The 15440-nt window shown below is 32.6% G+C and carries 15 protein-coding genes and 2 pseudogenes; 12 read left to right on the top strand and 5 right to left on the bottom strand.

The genetic code is table 11. From position 1 onward, the window contains the following. Positions 1-163 precede the first annotated feature (163 nt). The 6 genes and pseudogenes from plcA to RTP99_RS07680 all read left to right on the top strand — a co-directional run bounded on the left by plcA (position 164) and on the right by RTP99_RS07680 (position 4114). Complete coding sequence (gene plcA, locus RTP99_RS07710; protein WP_000095609.1) at positions 164-1153, top strand: phosphatidylinositol diacylglycerol-lyase; 990 nt, start codon at positions 164-166, stop codon at positions 1151-1153. Between the two features lie 31 nt (positions 1154-1184). Continuing rightward, positions 1185-1298, top strand: a pseudogene (locus RTP99_RS07705) (GntR family transcriptional regulator); the annotation flags it as partial. 213 nt (positions 1299-1511) lie between these two features. Next, positions 1512-1703 (top strand): hypothetical protein, encoded by a 192-nt coding sequence (locus RTP99_RS07700; protein WP_000006463.1) that lies wholly within the window; start codon positions 1512-1514, stop codon positions 1701-1703. Between the two features lie 186 nt (positions 1704-1889). Continuing rightward, complete coding sequence (gene pdxR / locus RTP99_RS07695) at positions 1890-3323, top strand: MocR-like pyridoxine biosynthesis transcription factor PdxR (protein WP_000454988.1); 1434 nt, start codon at positions 1890-1892, stop codon at positions 3321-3323. A 92-nt stretch (positions 3324-3415) separates the two neighbouring features. After that, positions 3416-3667: pseudogene (locus RTP99_RS07685) on the top strand (LrgB family protein); the annotation flags it as partial. Positions 3668-3688: 21 nt separating this feature from the next. Beyond that, the gene (locus RTP99_RS07680; RefSeq protein WP_000214612.1) at positions 3689-4114 is read left to right on the top strand and encodes a YfmQ family protein; all 426 of its coding nucleotides are present in this window, start codon (positions 3689-3691) and stop codon (positions 4112-4114) included. A gap of 59 nt (positions 4115-4173) precedes the next feature. Here the strand turns inward: RTP99_RS07680 and RTP99_RS07675 are convergent, their stop codons facing one another. Continuing rightward, on the bottom strand, positions 4174-4863 hold the full coding sequence (locus RTP99_RS07675) for a Crp/Fnr family transcriptional regulator (RefSeq protein ID WP_001179788.1): 690 nt from the start codon (positions 4861-4863) through the stop codon (positions 4174-4176). A 78-nt stretch (positions 4864-4941) separates the two neighbouring features. Between RTP99_RS07675 and RTP99_RS07670 the strand changes: the two genes are divergently transcribed. After that, on the top strand, positions 4942-5697 hold the full coding sequence (locus RTP99_RS07670; protein WP_000668600.1) for an HAD-IIB family hydrolase: 756 nt from the start codon (positions 4942-4944) through the stop codon (positions 5695-5697). Between the two features lie 50 nt (positions 5698-5747). Here the strand turns inward: RTP99_RS07670 and RTP99_RS07665 are convergent, their stop codons facing one another. From RTP99_RS07665 to RTP99_RS07655, 3 genes are all read right to left on the bottom strand, one after another. After that, positions 5748-6173, bottom strand: a complete 426-nt coding sequence (locus RTP99_RS07665) for a CBO0543 family protein (RefSeq protein ID WP_001189175.1) — start codon at positions 6171-6173, stop codon at positions 5748-5750. Then, on the bottom strand, positions 6136-7302 hold the full coding sequence (locus RTP99_RS07660) for a DUF2515 domain-containing protein (protein WP_001163388.1): 1167 nt from the start codon (positions 7300-7302) through the stop codon (positions 6136-6138). Before RTP99_RS07660 ends, RTP99_RS07665 begins: the two co-directional genes overlap by 38 nt. A 145-nt stretch (positions 7303-7447) precedes the next feature. Further along, entirely contained in the window at positions 7448-10171 is a 2724-nt protein-coding gene (locus RTP99_RS07655) for a bifunctional diguanylate cyclase/phosphodiesterase (protein WP_000773530.1), read from the bottom strand. Positions 10172-10592: 421 nt separating this feature from the next. Here RTP99_RS07655 and RTP99_RS07650 point away from each other — a divergent pair, with 421 nt between their 5' ends. From RTP99_RS07650 to RTP99_RS07635, 4 genes are all read left to right on the top strand, one after another. Then, positions 10593-10982, top strand: coding sequence for a VOC family protein (locus RTP99_RS07650; RefSeq protein ID WP_000800657.1), 390 nt, complete (start codon positions 10593-10595; stop codon positions 10980-10982). A 211-nt stretch (positions 10983-11193) separates the two neighbouring features. Then, a complete protein-coding gene (locus tag RTP99_RS07645) occupies positions 11194-12009 on the top strand; it encodes an alpha/beta fold hydrolase (RefSeq protein WP_000563088.1) in 816 nt (271 codons plus the stop codon). 34 nt (positions 12010-12043) lie between these two features. Continuing rightward, positions 12044-12619: a histidine phosphatase family protein gene (locus RTP99_RS07640; RefSeq protein WP_001099564.1), complete on the top strand. Its 576-nt coding sequence runs from the start codon at positions 12044-12046 to the stop codon at positions 12617-12619. Between the two features lie 321 nt (positions 12620-12940). Further along, positions 12941-13258 (top strand): hypothetical protein, encoded by a 318-nt coding sequence (locus RTP99_RS07635; RefSeq protein ID WP_000809489.1) that lies wholly within the window; start codon positions 12941-12943, stop codon positions 13256-13258. 91 nt (positions 13259-13349) lie between these two features. Here RTP99_RS07635 and RTP99_RS07630 read toward each other — a convergent pair whose 3' ends face one another. Continuing rightward, positions 13350-13994, bottom strand: coding sequence for a YczE/YyaS/YitT family protein (locus RTP99_RS07630; protein WP_001241271.1), 645 nt, complete (start codon positions 13992-13994; stop codon positions 13350-13352). Between the two features lie 195 nt (positions 13995-14189). Between RTP99_RS07630 and pepT the strand changes: the two genes are divergently transcribed. Next, a complete protein-coding gene (gene pepT, locus RTP99_RS07625; protein WP_000807021.1) occupies positions 14190-15422 on the top strand; it encodes a peptidase T in 1233 nt (410 codons plus the stop codon). Positions 15423-15440: the final 18 nt, after the last annotated feature.

The following is a 15440-nucleotide window of genomic DNA, read 5'->3' as shown; positions in this document are numbered from 1 at the left end:
AGGTGAAGTTCCTTTAAATTTTTCTAATTTAGGATATGTGAATGATTTTTTAACTTTACTTCTATGTAATATTTCATATTTATGAAATGTTATTTATTTTTTACTCACCAGATTATATTATATTCAATAAGTTTGATATAAAACAGAAAAAGGAGGAATAATAATGAGCAGTAAGAAATTTATTTTGAAATTATTCATATGTAGTACGATATTTATCACATTTGTATTTGCTTTACATGATAAGCAAGTAGTTGCAACAAGCTCTGTTAATGAGTTTGAAAATTGGTCAAAGTGGATGCAACCTATACCTGATAATATCCCATTAGCACGAATTTCAATTCCAGGAACACATGATAGCGGGACGTTCAAATTACAAAATCCAATAAAGCAAGTATGGGGAATGACGCAAGAATATGATTTTCGTTACCAAATGGATCATGGAGCTCGTATTTTTGATATAAGAGGACGTTTAACAGATGATAATACGATAGTCCTTCATCATGGGCCATTGTATCTTTATGTAACACTGCATGAATTCATAAACGAAGCGAAACAATTTTTAAAAGATAACCCAAGCGAAACGATTATTATGTCTTTAAAAAAAGAGTATGAGGATATGAAAGGAGCAGAAAGTTCCTTTAGTAATACGTTTGAAAAAAGTTATTTTGTGGATCCTATCTTTTTAAAAACAGAAGGAAATATAAAATTGGGAGATGCTCGTGGGAAAATTGTACTACTAAAAAGATATGGTGGTAGTAATGAATCTGGAGGATATAATAATTTCTATTGGCCAGATAATGAGACGTTTACCACAACTGTAAATCAAAATGTACATGTAACAGTACAAGATAAATATAAAGTGAGTTATGATGAGAAAGTAAAATCTATTAAAGATACGATAAATGAAACGATGAACGATAGTGAGGATTTAAATCATCTATATATTAATTTTACAAGCTTGTCTTCTGGTGGTACAGCATGGAATAGTCCATATTACTATGCCTCTTATATAAATCCTGAAATTGCAAACTATATAAAACAAAAGAACCCTACAAGAGTAGGCTGGATTATTCAAGACTATATAAATGAAAAGTGGTCACCACTGCTGTATCAAGAAGTTATAAGAGCGAATAAGTCACTTATAAAAGAATAAAGATGATGAGGATAAGAAGCGATAAAATACGTCGCTTCTTATTGAAAATACAGTGTATCTTGTAAATGGAACAATTTTCGAGTTATCTCAATCGATGTTTCATTATGAAAAGACTAAACTTTTAAATCGAATTAATTTCAAATGAAAATTGGCATAAATAATCCTGGGAAAAAGCAACTGATCATAAGTGTTCAGTTGCTTTTTATTTTTAAAGTGGATGAGCAAAAAAATATAAAAGTGGTTGGTCCGTTTTTTGCAAACATCTATTATGATAAGAGAAGAAAGGTAGTATGTTATCAACGTTTTAAAGAGGAAGTTCTTAATAAAAATAGACTGGCCTTAGAGAGGTGAAAATACAATGAGCTTTGCGATTTCACTAGTCGTTATTATTGTAATTGTATCACTGTTTGGGACCGTGCTAGTTGCACGAAATGTAGAGGAGAATTACGGCAAGTCCACAAAGAGAAATGTGAAAAATTTATCTGCCATCTATATTGTCCTTCTTTTTGTTCTACTGCTAGGGGTAACATGGTATGCGGTAATAATTTGATAGTTTGTAACCGAACTGCAACGAGAGCATGAAGCTGGAATTTCAGAAGCTATCGAGTAATTAGAGACGGAGCTATTTTAATATATCCATTTTTGGATGAGAAAATGTGACTAATTAATACTATTTTTACGGTGAATACTGTTAGTAATAAATTGAGGATAGTTCGTTTTGAAAGGAGGCAACTATATGGAATGGAAACCAAATCGTGCAGATAAGACGCCTGTATATAAACAAATAGCGGGTTATATTGAAAGGGGTATTTCTTCAGGTGAGTTTCCTTCTGACAGTAAGTTACCTTCTGAGCGTATGTTAGCAAAAGAATTACAAGTGAATAGGAGTACGATAGTAGCTGCATATGAAGAATTAAAATCACTTGGAGTAGTAGAACGGCAAAAAGGAAGCGGAACGCGGGTGAATACAGATATATGGGGTGTTTCGCATAAACGAATACCAAACTGGGGTAGGTACGTCGAGGATGGTTCATTCTTACCTAATGTACCACTCGTTCAACAAATTCGAACGGAAACACAAAAAAACGACTTAATTAATTTAGCGAGTGGTGAATTGTCACCAGAATTAATTCCGAGTGATAGATTCCGAACGATTTTGTCGGAGAAAACATTTATGGAAAACCTCGGTTATGACCATCCACTTGGAAATGAAATGTTGAGAAAAACAATTGCAGCACATGTTCAGCAATATAAACAAATTGAAGCAGATTCGAATTCTATCCTTATTACATCTGGAGCACAACAGGCACTTAATCTTATCGTTCAATGCTTATTAAAACCTGGTGATGCGATTGCAATTGAGGACCCTTCGTATTGTTTTTCACTGCCGATATTTAAATCAGCTGGCTTAAAAATATTCCATTTACCTGTTGATCAGCATGGAATGAATCCAGATGACTTAATTGATTTGCATAAAAAGCATCGTATTCGTATGGTATTTTTAAATCCGGATTATCAAAATCCAACTGGAACCGTGCTTTCATTGGCAAGACGTAAAAAGATTTTAGAACTGTCTTCTGAATTTGGCATACCGATTGTAGAAGATGATCCGTATAGTTTAACTTCATTTAATGGTGAAGTGAATCCAACATTAAAATCAATGGATCAAAACGGGAATGTTCTTTATATAAGTTCACTATCAAAAATTGTTGCATCAGGATTACGTATTGGCTGGGTAATTGGCCCTACGCGTGTAATAGAGCGTTTAGCGGATGCGAAGCAGCAAGTTGATTTTGGCCATAGTGTATTTACACAGTGGGTGGCAAATCAATTTTTAGAATCAGAAGATTTTCATGCACATATTACAATGCTTCGTGGACAATTGAAAGAAAGAAGAGATGCGTTAATTAGAAAGCTTAAAGAAATATTAGGGGATCAGGTTGAATTTTTTGTTCCAGAGGGTGGAATACATTTATGGTGCAAAGTGCAAGGAACGTTTGATGAATATCATTTATTAGGCGAATCTATACGAAATGGTGTAGCGTTTGTTCCGGGAAGTGTTTTAGGTACTAAAAGTGAATATATTCGTTTTACTTTTGGGAGAGTGAATATAGAACAAATTCAACTTGGAATTGCACGGTTTGCTGATACGTTAAATGAGATTTCATAACATGGATGTGAGATAGTGAAAAGAGGAGAAGAAATGAAGTACGTGACACTTTTACTTCAAGTATGCGTGATATATATATTTAGCTTAGTTGGTCTATGACTTCTAGTTTTGTAGTTGTTGCAGGAATCACAGGTGCTATTATTGGACCAACAGTACTTAAGTTTTTCCGTATAACGAGTACAATTGGAAAAGGAGTGGGAATGGGCTGCTCATCACATATTATCGGGGTAAGTCGTCTTGTGAAGGAAGGCGAGAAAGAAGCGACGATCGGTTCGGTGACGATGATTGTAACCGGAATACTTATTAGTATAATTATACCGTATGGAACGAAATTTATATTTTAAAATGTAATGGAGATGATGAAAATGACAACATGGTTTATAGTTACATTATTTATTTTTGGTGCGATTAAAGTACTAGTTTCTAGTATGCCGACTTCTGTTGTAGAATCAATTATTAGTAGATTTGAATTGCATCAAAAACTTGAGGAAGAGAATACCACTATATTGATAGACGGAAAAAATATAGAGGGGGAAACGAAACTACAAGTTATTCATGAATTTAACGAAGCTCTATTTTTAGATAAACATTATTTTCCGCCGCACGGGGAAGGAACACCAATCGTTATTAACACGAAGAAAGGGAATAAAGAGGTTCGATTTTCTCTGTATAGTCATGAGGAACATGTTGATGTAATAAAGCAATATAAAAAGAAAATCGTTGCCTATCGTTTGCGTTCAAAACGCCTTCAAAATCCTACATCATTAGCAATAACTGAAGATTATGCTTAAAAAGAGATCGTTATAAAAACGGTCTCTTTATTAAAGTGGGTTATATAATTATTAAATTTTTATTCATATCGTAGTCCATTTGAAAGGGTATCAATAGCTTTCCAATCGTCAACAACAATTTGTTTATTATTTTTATGCATGATATTGTTAGCTATTAGTTTTTCAATGACTCGATTAAGATGACGGGTAGTTGTCCCGATTAATGAGGCTATTTCATGATGATCTTTAGTATGAATTTCGCGCCCAAATAAATTAGATGGATTTCGGGCTGTACATAAATAACTAGCAAAGCGTGTTTCCACAGAAGCTAGTAAATTGATACGTGAAGCTGTTGTGCAGGTTTGTAGTTTATAAGTGACGTGATGAATGAGTTCTTGAAGGAAGATTACATCTTGTAATAAGTAACTTGTTACATAATTTTTATCAATAAAAAGAAAATCCGTCTGTTGTTCGGAGGTTACATGAGATTGTATGTTTACGGACTGAATTAATTCAATATCTCCCATGATAGAAACGGCAGAACAAAATCTTAGTAATAATGCTTTACCTGTAATTACACTTGAAGTTATTTTTGTACGACCTGACATTTGAATATATAGGCCATCAATCATTTCGCCTTCGTGTAGTACAGTTTCTTTCGCTTCATATCTAAGGATCTTAAATGGATGATTGAATTGTTGGAATAGCTTTTTTATGTACTCGTTATTTAAGTAGCTTAATAATAAGGTATTATCTACAATATTTTGCATAATGTTTCTCCTTTTGGGACATCTGTCCTTTCTATTATAAAATAATTCATATACATTAAAAAGAAAGGAGTGATGTATATGAAATTTATTTTTGATATTGATGGTACTATTTGTTTTAAAGGGAACGCAGTAACGAAAGGGATAATTCACGCGCTAGACGTATGTCAAAGTAAAGGGCATGAGGTTATATTTGCATCAGCTAGACCGATTAGGGACTTATTACCGGTGCTACCAAATCATATGCATCATTATTCAATGATTGGTGGGAATGGGGCATTTATTGCAAAGGGAAAGGACACTATTGAAGTTATAACTTTTGATCCAGGAACGGTAAGTGCTATACATTCAATAATAAAGAAACATAGCCTTTCATATTTGATAGATAGTCATTGGAATTATTCTTATACAGGAAGCGAGAATCATCCTATCTACAAAAACATAGATCCTAATCAATTGGCTAATAATGTACATATTGATGAAATTAAGGAAGTAGTGAAGGTGGTATTATTTCCTGACCATGTTCAAAAAGAATATATTATGAATATGTTAACAGAACTTCCTATACGTATTTATGAACATGATAATGAAGGGATCGTGGATATAAGCCCTGAGAATATTGATAAATGGGTAGGGTTACAACGATTGGGTATAAAAGAGAGAGAATTCGTAGTGTTTGGTAATGATTCGAACGATTTATCAATGTTTCTACACGCTAAGGAAAGCATTTGTGTTGGGAGTCATGAAGTATTATTGGGTTATGCATCCACATGTTTAAAAATAGATGAACAAAGTATTGTTAATAAAATAATTGAGTTATCCGAATTATATGCGTAATAAATATATGAAACATAATAAAAAAGAGTACGAAAAGGTTTGCTAGCCTTTTAGTACTCTTTTTTATTAATTATGAAATAATATACTTTCCAAATAAAAGAAAAGAAAATCATATAGCCAAATAAAGAATATGTATGATTCCAATCCAAACTATGAATAAAGAAACCAAATCTTTCAGCAATCTGTTCAAAAATGCTAGCACAAATACCTAGTGAAATAATAAATAGACTTCTAGAAATTGTAGATAATGTTTTGGAAATTTGTATGAAAATCGTCGTTAAAATCGGTAGTACAAACAAAGTAAAACCAATGTTAACTGAAAATATGGATGAGAATGGTCTAACCGGAAAGGAATACATTTGTTTCGCAACAAAGAAAGCATCTAAGCAAGTTCCGATAATAGAAGAGAATAAGATTGTAATAACTAATGCGAAAAGGTTATTCTTCTTCTCGAAGGAGGACGTTTTTCTTTGCAAGAATTGCCAACTCAATTTTTTCGAGTGTTTTACAGTAGTCTTCTGTAATTTGTCCATGTATCCTTTCCTCCTTATCGGTTAAATAATGTATGACTTGCCAGTCGTTAAACCAATCTTCATGTTCTGTTTCTTCATGTTTCATATTTTTCCATACATACATAAGTGCAGGGCTATATATACGGTGGGCATCACTTTTTAATTGGCATTTCTTTATTCTTCGTTTATAAAACTCTCTTGAAAAGGATTCATTCACACTTGAAAATAAATGTGGCCAATAATCTTTTCGTGATCCAGTATGTGGATGAGTGTCAGCCCATTGTAGTATACGAGCTAAAACGTGTTCATCATGAAACAATAATGTATATAATCGTTTTCCGAGCAAAATTCGTTCGTGTAAGGAAGTGAAATGTTTCATTGTATCACCAATTAATATTGTTTTTTGTACAGTATTTTCTTCAGAGAAAGGGAAGAGAATATGATTAAATTGAAAGAAATCAAAAAGTTTAAATCCAATACTATTTAGTACATTTTTTTTGAAGTATTTATTTTGAATCACTCTTTTTTCTAAGTAGTTTTGTTCATTAATAATAGTCGCAATCGTTAATATTTGTTTGTTTCCAGTTTTCCAAAAAAAGTTCCACATCGTTTCCATAAATGTTGACACATTGAGGTGAGGGAGGAGATGAAAAAGATTTTTATTTTTTTTAACACTCTGTTCATATAATAAAAATTGTGGATACACATCTTGAAAGATAAGCCAATTACCCCGTTCTAAAAAAGAAAAGAAAGTAAATTGATCGTTATTAGATAACAATTTCGTATATAAATCCCCCTTTAAATCGGTCATATTCCAACCGCCGTTCCGCGATACCATATGTCCAAGTAATGCCCAATGTATTTCAGGATATCTTTTGTAAAATTGATAGTAAGCACGAGTTCTTGTAACATTATTTTGATTCAATAATTTTGTTCTTTCTTTAATTGTATGTATGAATACTTTTTCTTCGTTCGAAAGGGGAGAAAGGAAGTTATTTACGTTGATGCATTTTTGTTTTAGCTCGTTTTTTATTGAGAAGAGGGATAGAGGAATGTTTTTGGAAAGTTTATGATTTGGATTGTCGTGTTGCATGTAAATCCCTCCTATTCAAGTCTGTTATCATAAATATATTAGTAACTACTTACATAAATGATATGTGAAGGAAATGAAAAATTGCAAAGTACAAAAAAGGAAAAAAGAGTCCGTCTCTTCTTTCCTTTTCTTGTATGTATTTACGCTACAGAGAATGAACACCTTTTTTGAGAAGAGTAGAAAATGAATCAGCATGAATAGGCTTGCTGTAGTAGTAGCCTTGAATAAATTGACAATTATTTTTTTGAAGGAAACGCACGTGTTCTTTCGTTTCTACACCTTCAGCGATAACTGACATTCCTAATGTATTTGCTAATGTGATGATCGTTTTAATAATTTCCATTCCATCGTCACATGTTTCAGACATTGTAATAAATTCTCTCGGGATTTTTAACGTATCGATTGGATATAAAGGTAAATAAGCTAGCGAAGAATAACCTGTACCAAAGTCGTCAATTGAAATGTGAACGCCTAAACTCTTTAGTGTACGCAGTTTTATTAACGTTTCTCGCTCATCCATCATTGCAATTCGTTCTGTTAATTCAAGATCAAGAGAACTTGCTGGTAAACCTGTATTTGTTAATGTAGCAGAAATAGACTTTACAAAATCTTCTTGTTCAAATTCTTTAGCAGATAAATTTACGCCTATTTTTAAATGAGAATATCCGAGTGTATGCCAACGTTTCATTTGTTGACATGCTTGTTGTAATGTCCATTTTCCTATTGGAATGATTTGTAGTGTTTCTTCTGCAATCGGAATAAACTCGTATGGAGAAATAATACCTAATTCAGGATGATTCCACCTGATTAAAGCTTCAGCACCGATAATGTCGTTAGATTCGCTATCAACTTGAGGTTGATATAAAAGGAACAATTCTTCATTTTGAATTGCATTTGGTAAATCTTTTTCTAATCGTAATCGTCTTTCAATTTTGTTTGCAATTACGTCATCATAAATAGAGACAGAATTAAGTTCTTTTGCTTTCGCATCATACATTGCAACATTAGCGTTTTTCAGAAGTGTAGCGGTATCGATTCCGGAATATGGATAAATAGCGATGCCAATACTTAGTGATAAACTTAATGTATGTTCATGTATGACAAACGATTTTTCCATGCATTCAAATAACTGGTTGCATAACTCGAATAAAGAATCTTCATCAGTATAGTTTTCAATTAAGACTGTAAACTCATCACCACCGATTCTTGACAGATGAGTATGTGATGGAAGACAGGATTGGAATCGCTTCGCTACTTCTTCTAATATGTAATCCCCTGCCGAATGTCCAAGTGTATCGTTAATTGCTTTAAAGCGATCTAAGTCCAAATATAATAATGCAAACTCGCTTTCTGTCGTTTTAGCATTTTTTATAATTCTTTTTAATTTCTTATGGAAAAAGGCACGGTTCCCAATTTTCGTTACAGTATCATGGAATGCTAAATATTTTATTTCTTCTTGTTGTTTTTTTAGTGCAGTAATATCTTTCACCATAATATAGCTTCCTAAAATTTGTCCATCTACCATGATAGGGACGATAGTAACGTATAAAAAATAAGTAAAGCCATCTTTATATTGAGAACTAAGTTGTAAGGATGCCGATTCTTGTTGTTTCACTTTTTCTAATGCACATGCTAGTTTATGTTTATCTTCATCTAAAATAATTGAAAAACATGTTTCACCAAGTAACTCGTTCGTTGGTGCTCCAAGTAGTATACTTCCAGCTTTATTTACATTTAAGAATACACCATTTAAATCAATTGTAAAAATAGGATCAGGGTGATATTCATATAATGATTTGAATTTTTGTTGCTTTTGAGATAGAGCCTCTGATTTATGAACTAAATCTGAAGTCCGTAATGTAACTTTTTCTTCTAATTGGGCATTAAATACTTGTAAACGTTTGGTTAGGGAATTGTTTTGCATACGTACAATAGAATGACGAATGAGTACGAAAATAAAAGTAATACAATTTCCCGTAATGAGAGTGGAAGATGCTGTTTGTTCTTTTAACGTAAACCCGATTAGTATTGCAACGGCAAGATAAGGAAATACAACTAAAGCCTTCTTTCCTATTATAGGGTTAACAATGAAATAATTTTTATGGCTATTATGATCTTCTGAAATAGATCCAGCTATTGCAATAAGTAATATAGGTATTCTATATAAAAGACGTAATAATGTTATCGTTTCAGTTGATAAATGATTATTTAGGTAAAAATAAATATAGTTAAAAGTTGCAGAACTTATTAATACAAAAATAAAGATATAAATTTTCCGTTTGGAATTAAAAATTGTTGGACGGAAAAAGAGACTAACACCTAGTAGAAGAAATAATAAATCAGCAATTGGATATAGAAATGAAAGGAAAACATCTCCTAGTGAAAGAGAGAATATATTTAAATTTGGTTGATTAAATAAATACCACTCCAATGTGAATATGGAAGTAAGTACTATGCATATATCACAAATAAAGAACGCTTTTTCCCATTTATCGCATTCTTTTAAGATTTTATAGCAGAAAGCGATAAGACAAAAGAGTAGAAAAAACATGTAAAATACATCAGAAATTGTAAAATGATGTATTGGAATTTCGAAGAAGCTATCTTGATATGTATATACTATTTTTCCTAATAAAAAACTACCAATTGCTATTGTGATACATATCCAAAACGGATTTGAACTGACTTTTTTAGAATATATAGAGTAAATGAGTGATACAAATGTAATAGATTCAACAATAAGTGAAGCGAAGCGTACATCTGAATTTGAAAAATGAGTAGGGAACAGATAGAAAAACATAAAATAGATTGAATAGCATATTAATGTCGCAATTAATATACATAGTTGTAAATTTTTATTTAATTTCAATAAAATCACCTTCTTTAATTATGCACTATATTCGTAATATCTATACATAATAATATTATTTAAGAATTGTATCAGATTTCCTTATAAAAATCATGCGTATAAGGAAAGTGATGAAGAGTTTAATACTTCTTAAAATTAAAAAAACATGGCGTTTGATAGTATGTATTACATCAAGATTTTAAATGGAAATTGTATATTTAGTCATCCTTTGAATTTTAAAGGTTTTTTAGTGGTTCGCAAGTGAATATGTATAATTGCATAAGGGTATAACATTCAATTTTATATAAAATTGAATGTTATAAAGTATAAACTAAACTTTTGTATGCATCTATTCTCATACGAATGAGGGATTTCAAAAAGATGTTGCGTATATACAATAATACGTAAGTATGTATGAAATCTCTAGTATAGGAGGAAGAGCATGAAGAACTGGGTAAAGTTTCGAATAGCACGTCCAACTGATCAGTTTGAAAAGGTGATAGAATTCTATGAAAAAGGATTGGGCTTAAAACGTATAGGTGAATTCTATGATCATGAAGGCTATGATGGGGTCATGTTTGGACTCCCAGATGAAGAGTATCATTTAGAATTTACAAGACATATAGATGGGAGCCCATGTCCAGCTCCGACAAAAGATAATTTACTCGTATTTTATATGCATGAAGATAGTGAAATGAAAAAGGTGAGTAAAAGGTTGCACGCATTGGGATATGATGAAGTCGAACCAGAGAACCCATATTGGAAAGATAAGGGGATAACGATAGAGGATCCAGATGGCTGGAGAATTGTGTTGATGAAATTAGAAGAATAATGTGTAATTATGCTTGAAGTTCAAGTGGGAGGAAATATATGTAAGAGAGCTTTCTTTTGAGGGGATACACTCATGGAAGGCTTTTTTATTTTAAATCTGAAAAATAAAATTTGAAATTATGTTCTGAAAAGTTATAAAATAAGAACGTGTATTCCTATGGGGGTGAGAGGGATGCCTGTAAACATGAATAGAACACTAGGGGGACTTTTTTATGATATGCCGGATTAAGGATGCAGAAATATATTATGAAATTATTGGCGAAGGAAAACCAGTCATTATTATACATGGCTGTGCACCTGATCATAGGTTAATGCAGAGGTGCATGGAATCAGTATTCGAAAAATATAAAGGTTACCAAAGAATATATATTGATTTACCTGGCATGGGGAAATCGAATGCTCCAGATTGGATAAATAGTTCAGATCATATGTTAGAACTGTTAATTGCATGTATTGAAAAAATTATTCCAGCCAAAAACTTTTTATTAGTAGGGGAGTCCTATGGCGGATATTTAGCTCGAGGTATACTCACAAAGCTGTTTGAAAGAGTTAATGGATTACTATTAGTATGTCCTGTTGTTGTAGCGGAGCAAGAAAAAAGGATCCGCCCGAATAAACAGGTAATTGTACAAGATAAGGAGTTTTTAAATAAGCTTACTTCAACTGATAGAGAAGAATTTTGCGAGTTAGCAGTGGTCGCGAATGAATATACATATACGAGATTTAAAGAGGAGATTAAGCCGGGACTAGATATTGCTAATTATGAGTTTATTGAAAGGTTGCAAAAAAATTACTCTCTTACTATGAATTTTCATCATATGAAATATGAGAAACCTGTTCTTTTACTAGCTGGAAGGCAAGATATATCCGTAGGTTATCAAGATATTATAGAAATTATTGATGATTATCCAAGAGCGACATTAGCGGTGTTAGATATGGCAGGGCATAATTTACAAATTGAACAACCTGAATTGTTCGAGAGTTTAGTAGGAGAATGGATTAAACGGACAAATCAGCAAAGTTTATAAAAGATGAATGAATTAATATTTTCGAGGGGGAAGTATGAATACATATATCTATATGGTTAGGCATGGTGAATCACCAAAATTAGAAGGGGGTGAAAGAACACGTGGATTAACTGAAAAGGGAAGCTTAGACGCTCATAGAGTAACAGAAATATTAAAAACAGAGGGAATCGATACTTTCATTTCAAGTCCGTATAAGAGAGCGGTATTAACGATAGAAAAAACAGCCGATTTCTATGAAAAAGAAATATTAATATATGAAAATCTCAAAGAATGTAGGTTTGCAAGTGAAGACCGGATTATATCAGATAAAGAAGTGTATCCACTTGTAAAGAAGATGTTCTCTAATCCGGACTTTGCACGAACGGAAGGAGAGTCATATGCGGATTGCCAAAGAAGGGTAGTGAAAGTATTAAAAGAAATCTTAATGGATTTTCAAGGACAAAAAATTGTAATTGGTACACATGGGCTTGTCATGACACTCATGATGAATTATTTTGATAAGCAATATAGTTTCGAATTTTTAATGAATACGTCAAAACCAGATATATATAAGATGGAGTTGAAAGAAGAACAATTAATGAATGTAGAGAGATTATGGAAAGCAGAATAAAATTGGTTGTATGGGCTTTATTGTAAAAGTTACTTTTATAGCAAAATCTTCTTATTTGAATAGAAAGTATTTTTATCAACTATTTTTAGAATGTTAAATCAATAAGTAATTATTCAGTTTCTGAATAATATAATTGAAAGTTGGTTTAAGTAAACAATTTTAAATGTGACAAAACTCCAAACGTTGGATTTATATTCAATAGGAGAAAAAGATGTAGAATTTTGTCTTACTGTCCTCGTTTACTTTTTATTTCATTACATATAGCTTTGTGGTGTAAGGGGGACATCACCTTTACGCAAAATCTATAAGGAGGTCATTGTAATGAAACAAATTAAAAAGTTTGCGGGAGTTGCTTTAGCGGGGACGATTGGATTAAGTGGATTACTGTTTTTAGAACCAAGTGTAAGCGCTGCGGAAGTACAGCAAATGAAAGAGGAGAATTTCAATGCAATTGATGTATCGATGAATCTAAATGAATTATATGTATTAAGTGGCAGAAGCATTGATGTTCTTTCTGGAGATAAAGAAGCAATTCAGCTAAACAAATACACAATTCGTTTTAGTAAACCTGGGAAGTACGTTATTAGGGTGAATGGTTGTATTTATAATGATGTATATACTTTTATTGTGAATGAGTAGCATATATTCTTAAATTGTGAGATGAAAAAGAAACGCCCTATTTGCGGTGAGAGCCGTAAATAGGGTGAATTTATTTGTATTAAGTTGTGTTTTATAAATTTTTATTAATTTGCTCTTTGTTTTTGTTTTGTAAAGTATGTAGGAGTGTTTGAAACATTTTAAATGATTGCTGGAAGATTGGACTTTGAATAAAAGTGTATAGAAAAGTTACGACAAAAACAGGGCCACCGAGCATAAATCCAATAACTAGTACAACGCATTCTACTATGATTCTAGCACGGCTAATAGATAGACCGGTTTTGTCGGAAATAGTAAGCATGAATCCATCACGAGGTCCAGCGCCGATTCCAGCCGCAACATACATACCTCCCCCGATACCTGTAATGGCAATGCCAGAAAATAAAATGAGTAAGTTTAACCATAAATAATCACTAGCGTTTGGAAGAATATTTGATTGTAAGAAAAAGTCCATAATCGGACCGATAAGTAGTGCATTTAAAAATGTTCCTACATTTATGTATTTTCGATCTACTAGTAAAGAAATGAGAACGAGACATAATCCACATACGACACTCCACGTACCAATGGTCCATCCAAACCTTTGGTAGAGAGCCATGTTTAAAACTTCCCAAGGATGTAAACCGAGAAATTTAACTTTTACTGCAAGAGCATTTCCAAGGCCGAAAAAAATTAATCCTAAGAAAAAAAGAAAATAGCGAAAGAGAGTTAGCCTCATTTTTAAAACCTCCCATATTGTATAATTATGTATATTACATGTGAGAGTTTTAATGTACAAATATTACGACTTTTCCGCTGGTATTTAAAATAGCTAAAATGCAAATGAAATATATGTATTCACAGTCAAAAAAGTTAAAATATTTCGTCTCAAGGATTATAATAGAGAAAGAAATATAAAAGGGAGTGAACGAGTTTGAAACAAGAACTTATTGAAAGATTTACGAGATATGTAAAAATTGATACGCAATCAAATGAAGAAAGTCATACAGTGCCAACAACACCTGGACAAATTGAATTTGGTAAGTTATTAGTGGAAGAGCTAAAAGAAATTGGGTTAACAGAAGTGACGATGGATGATAACGGTTATGTAATGGCAACACTTCCTGCTAATACGGATAAGGATGTTCCTGTAATTGGCTTTTTAGCACATTTAGATACGGCGACAGATTTTACAGGGAAAAATGTAAAACCGCAAATTCATGAAAACTTTGACGGGAACGCAATTACGTTAAATGAAGAGCTAAATGTTGTGTTAACACCAGAGCAATTCCCAGAGTTACCATCTTATAAAGGTCATACGATTATTACAACGGATGGTACGACACTTCTTGGAGCAGATGATAAAGCTGGTTTGACAGAAATTATGGTTGCAATGAACTATTTAGTACATAATCCACAAATTAAGCATGGAAAAATAAGAGTTGCATTTACGCCGGATGAAGAAATTGGCCGTGGCCCAGCACATTTTGATGTAGAAGCGTTTGGTGCATCATTCGCTTATACGATGGATGGAGGTCCATTAGGTGGTTTAGAATATGAAAGCTTTAATGCTGCAGGTGCTAAGTTAACGTTTAACGGAACGAATACACATCCTGGAACAGCGAAAAATAAAATGCGTAACGCAACTAAACTTGCTATGGAGTTTAATGGGTATTTACCAGTAGAAGAGGCGCCGGAATATACTGAGGGCTATGAAGGATTCTATCATTTACTTTCTTTAAATGGTGATGTTGAGCAAAGTAAAGCGTATTATATTATTCGAGATTTTGATCGTGAAAATTTTGAAGCGCGTAAACATAACGTTGAAAATATTGTGAAGCAAATGCAAGAGAAGTATGGACAAGATGCAGTCGTTTTAGAAATGAATGATCAATACTATAACATGCTTGAAAAGATTGAACCAGTGAGAGAAATTGTTGATATTGCATATGAGGCAATGAAAAGTTTAAATATTGAACCAAACATTCATCCGATTCGCGGCGGGACAGATGGATCACAGCTATCATATATGGGATTACCAACGCCGAATATTTTCACAGGTGGTGAAAACTATCACGGTAAATTCGAGTATGTTTCGGTAGATGTTATGGAAAAAGCTGTTCAAGTTATTGTAGAGATTGCAAGACGATTTGAAGAACAAGCTTAAAAAAGAACCAAGTAGTGC

Origin of the sequence: Bacillus sp. (in: firmicutes), from assembly GCF_031983925.1 — a bacterium.
Taxonomy (GTDB): domain Bacteria; phylum Bacillota; class Bacilli; order Bacillales; family Bacillaceae_G; genus Bacillus_A; species Bacillus_A pacificus.
Note: the sequence above shows the minus strand (reverse complement) of the source record. Positions and strands in the feature narration are given on the sequence as shown.